Annotated in this window: 4 protein-coding genes; 3 read left to right on the forward strand and 1 reads right to left on the reverse strand. The window is 67.2% G+C overall.

From position 1 onward, the window contains the following. Positions 1–26: 26 nt before the first annotated feature. On the reverse strand, positions 27–1,052 hold the full coding sequence (tsaD, locus tag AC1VAN_RS17825) for a tRNA (adenosine(37)-N6)-threonylcarbamoyltransferase complex transferase subunit TsaD (protein ID WP_480986341.1): 1,026 nt from the start codon (positions 1,050–1,052) through the stop codon (positions 27–29). A 166-nt stretch (positions 1,053–1,218) separates the two neighbouring features. Here tsaD and rpsU point away from each other — a divergent pair, with 166 nt between their 5' ends. From rpsU to AC1VAN_RS17840, 3 genes are all read left to right on the forward strand, one after another. After that, entirely contained in the window at positions 1,219–1,434 is a 216-nt protein-coding gene (rpsU, locus tag AC1VAN_RS17830) for a 30S ribosomal protein S21 (RefSeq protein ID WP_002808376.1), read from the forward strand. A gap of 133 nt (positions 1,435–1,567) precedes the next feature. Further along, positions 1,568–2,011, forward strand: a complete 444-nt coding sequence (locus tag AC1VAN_RS17835; protein ID WP_480986342.1) for a GatB/YqeY domain-containing protein — start codon at positions 1,568–1,570, stop codon at positions 2,009–2,011. Positions 2,012–2,116: 105 nt separating this feature from the next. After that, the coding region (locus tag AC1VAN_RS17840; RefSeq protein ID WP_480986343.1) for a YihY/virulence factor BrkB family protein at positions 2,117–2,684 on the forward strand (568 nt) is incomplete at its 3' end.

Here is a 2,684-nt window from a genome sequence, read left to right on the forward strand (position 1 = left end):
GGCCCGGCGCTACCGGTTGCGGGGCTTTACACCGCCGGCAGCGTCGCCATGTCCCAGCGCGGGGTGACGTCCACCTTCGGGGGGCTGTGCTGGCCCGCCAGCAGGCGCAGCGCGCCGGCGAAGGCGATCATCGCGCCGTTGTCGGTGCACAACGCCGGCCGCGGGAAGCAGGCGCGGCCGCCGAGGCGCTCGGCCATCTGCTGCAGGCGGGCGCGCAGGCGCTTGTTCGCACCCACGCCGCCGGCCACCACGATCACATTGGTGCCGGCCGCTTCCAGCGCGCGTTCGCACTTGATGCACAGGGTCTCGACCACGGCGTCTTCAAAGCCACGGGCGATGTCGGCGCGGGTCTGCTCGCTCTGGTCGCTGTCGCGCCAGGCCATCAGGACCTGGGTCTTCAGGCCGGAGAAGCTGAAATCCAGGCCCGGGCGATCAGTCATCGGCCGCGTGAAGCGGTAGACGCCCGGCGTGCCCTGCTCGGCCAGCGCGGCCAGCTGCGGCCCGCCGGGGTACGGCAGGCCCATCAKCTTGGCSGWCTTGTCGAAGGCTTCGCCTGCGGCGTCGTCCARSGTTTCGCCCAGCAGCCGGTACTGGCCGATGGCATCGACGGCCACCAGCTGGGTATGGCCACCGGACACCAGCAGCGCCACGAACGGGGCCTGCGGCGGATCGTCTTCCATCAGCGGCGCCAACAGGTGACCTTCCATGTGGTGCACRCCCACGGCGGGRACCTCCAGCGCCCAGGCCAGCGACCGGGCCACGCCGGCGCCCACCAGCAGCGCCCCGACCAGGCCGGGGCCGGCGGTGTAGGCCACCCCGTCGATGTCGTTCACGCCAAGCCCGGCCTCGGCCAGCGTCTGCCGGATCAACGGCAGCAGCTTGCGCACGTGGTCACGGCTGGCCAGTTCAGGCACCACACCGCCGTACTCGGCGTGCAGGGCGATCTGACTGTAGACCGCATGGGCGCGCAGGGCAGCGCTGCCGGCCAGGTCGGTGTCATACACCGCCACGCCGGTCTCGTCACAGGAAGATTCGATGCCAAGGACTCGCATGCCTGCTATTATGACGCCCCTGCCAACCCCTCGGGGAACTGGCAGGCCTCACTGCAATCCAACAACTTGCCCCTATTCAGGATTTGTGGCTTGCAGTTTGTTTATTCGCCACTATAATGTGCGGCTCGCCGGGCGTGACCCGGTTCTACTGTGTCCCGGAGATTCCATGCCCAGCGTCAAAGTCCGCGAGAACGAACCCTTTGAGTTTGCTCTTCGCCGCTTCAAGCGCACTTGCGAAAAGGCCGGTGTGCTGGCCGAAACCCGCAAGCGCGAGTTCTACGAAAAGCCGACCCAGGAGCGCAAGCGCAAGGCCGCCGCTGCTGTGAAGCGTCAGCTGCGCCGCTCGTCGCGCGACGTTACCAAGCGTCAGCGCCTGTACTGATCGGACGCATCTTCATTGCGGTGGGCATTCCCTGCCGCGATGGAGTCGAAGCCGGCACGCGCGAGCGTCGCCGGCTTTTTGCGTTTCCGGGCCCGGGCATCCGCCCTGCCCCACTACCACCACGAGGTTCGTCATGAGCATGAAGCAGCAGCTCACCGAAGACATGAAGGCCGCCATGAAGGGCGGCGAGAAGCACAAGCTGGGCGTCATCCGCCTGATCAACGCCGCCATCAAGCAGAAGGAAGTCGACGAGCGCATCGAGCTCGACGACACCGCCGTGATCGCCGTGMTCGAMAAGMTGGTCAAGCAGCGCAAGGACTCGGTCAGCCAGTTTGAAGCGGCCAACCGCGAAGACCTGGCGGCAATCGAGCGCGCCGAAATCGTGGTGATCGAAGCCTACCTGCCGGCCAAGATGGGCGAAGCCGAGATTGTCGCGGCCATCCAGGCGGCCATCGCCGAAACCGGCGCCAGCAGCGCGGCCGACATGGGCAAGCTGATGGGCGCGCTGAAGCCCAAGCTGGCCGGCCAGGCCGACATGGGCCTGGTGTCCAAGCTGGTCAAGCAGGYGCTGTCGTAAGCAACGCCAGACCCGGGTCCCTTCCGCACTGCGAAGGGACTCCGGGACGCGCTCCTGCGCACCTGCTTCACCGCGTCTTCGACGTGGTGCTGCTACAACTCCGGCATGGTTGATCCAACGTCCCACGCCCCCGAAGACCGCGCGCCGCACGGCGGCCCCGCGTCCCTGCACAAGTACATCAAGCGCCTGCAGGACAGTTTCCCGATGGCCGTCGTCAAGCGCTTCGTCGAAATCGACGTGCTGACCCAGGCCGCCTCGGTTTCCTTCTATGCCCTGCTGTCGATGGCGCCGCTGCTGGTGCTGCTGCTGTGGCTGACCGCCTCGCTGTATCCGCCGGCACAGCAGGCCCTGGTCGACCAGATCAGCTCGGTGGCCGGCAGCAGTGCCGCGACCGTGGCCGAAACCGTGCTGAAGAATGCCGACAACCAGCCCGACGTCGGATCGCTGGCCGGGCTGTGGAGCACGCTGTTGCTGTTCGTTGGCGCCACTGCGGTGTTTGCCCAGTTGCAGAACGCACTGAACCTGATCTTCCGCACCAGCGGCGAACGCCTGGAGGGCATCAAGGCCTGGCTGCGCAAGCGCGTGTTCTCCTTCGGCGTCGTGCTGGCGCTGGGCTTCCTGCTGATCCTGTCGATGACCGCCACCACCGTGCTGCAGGTGGCCTTTGCGCAGC

It is taken from the genome of Stenotrophomonas sp. 05L44_2, assembly GCF_056665995.1.

Excerpts from the sequence above, each read along its gene's own strand:
- rpsU (WP_002808376.1), top strand. The coding sequence starts at position 1,219 with ATGCCCAGCGTCAAAGTCCGCGAGAACGAACCCTTTGAGTTTGCTCTT.